The sequence below is a fragment of the Streptomyces sp. NPDC047853 genome (genome assembly GCF_043204535.1).
Lineage (GTDB): Bacteria > Actinomycetota > Actinomycetes > Streptomycetales > Streptomycetaceae > Streptomyces.
The window spans coordinates 1-1376 of the sequence record NZ_JBIDCI010000052.1; the positions used below are offsets into that span (position 1 = coordinate 1).

General features: G+C 66.9%; 1 protein-coding gene. It reads right to left on the bottom strand.

All coding sequences use genetic code 11. From position 1 onward, the window contains the following. Positions 1 to 23 precede the first annotated feature (23 nt). Complete coding sequence (locus ACGF5T_RS36030) at positions 24 to 1226, bottom strand: IS110 family transposase (protein WP_366769592.1); 1203 nt, start codon at positions 1224 to 1226, stop codon at positions 24 to 26. Between the last annotated feature and the right edge of the window lie 150 nt (positions 1227 to 1376).

A 1376-nucleotide genomic window follows, 5' to 3' on the forward strand; every position in this document is an offset into this window, starting at 1 on the left:
GGGGGGTGCCCCTATGAGTTTGGTCAAGCTGATGGGGCGGGTTGGGGTTCGTAGAAGGTGCCGTCGCGGAGCATCGCGAAGAGCACGTCGGCTCGTCGTCTTGCGAGGCAGAGGAGGGCTTGGGTGTGGTGCTTGCCCTGGCTGATCTTCTTGTCGTAGTAGCTGCGGGAGGCCGGGTCGGCCAGGGCTGCGAACGCGGAGAGGAAGAACGCCCGTTTGAGCTGCTTGTTTCCTCTCCGGGACGGTTGCTCGCCACGGATTGACGAGCCCGAACTGCGGGTTGCCGGGGCAAGGCCGGCGTATGCGGCAAGGTGGGCGGCGGACGGAAACGAACGGCCGTCGCCAACGTCGATGAGGATCCTGGCTCCGGTCCTGACGCCGATCCCCGGCATGGACGTCAGGACCTTCGAAAGAGGGTGTGCCTCCAGCAGTTCCTCGATTCGTGCGGCGAGGAGTTTCCGCTGGTCAAGCACTGCCTGGAGTGAGCTGGCAAGGCTGGGGACGATCAGTGCTGCCGCATCCGTGCCGGGGACGACGACGGTCTGCTCGTCCAGCGCGGTGAAGATGTCATCGACGAGACGCTCGGCCATCCGCGGTGCCTTCGGACGGATCAGCGTCACGAGCCGACGCCGCCCGGCCTTGCGTATCTGGGCGGGAGACCCGAACTGGTCGAGGAGCCTGAGCACGGCCGGGTGCTGGACCCGCGGCCCCAGGACGCGTTCCAGCGACGGATGGATCTGCGTCAGCAGGCCGCGCAGGCGGTTGCTGATGCGGGTGGCTTCGCCGGCCAGGTCGTCGTCGAAGCCGACGATCATCTCCAGCTCGGCGATGGTCTCGTCCTCAAGATCGACCGATCGGAGTGTGTGCGGCATGACGCGGGCGGCATCCGCGATGACGAACGCGTCGCGGGCATCGGTCTTGGCCTCGCCCGGATAGAGATCAGCGATCCGCCGCATCGTCAGCCCGGGCAGATAGGCGACCGGGCATCCCATGTCCCGGGCCACCGCCAGAGGCAGGGCACCGATGGAGGCCGGCTGATCGACCACGACCAGCACCGTTCCGTGCTTGGCCTGCAGCTTCCCGAACACCTCGCGGAGCTTGGGCTCACTGTTGGGCAGCCGCTTGTCGAATGCCTTCTTCCCGGCCGGGGTGACGGCGGTGGCGTGGTGTTCGCCCTTGCCGACGTCCAGACCGAGGAAGGCACCGATGTCACTGACGTCGATCACGCTCGTCCTCCGGTCGTCCTCGCCCGGCCGTCCCACGGCACCGATCGCCACATCCACATTACGAAGAGCCTCCCGACCTGCGAAGAAGCCGGTGGTCATGCCCCTAATCAGCGGTCTGTCGATGCCTCCGGAGCTGGTGACACCACCCCC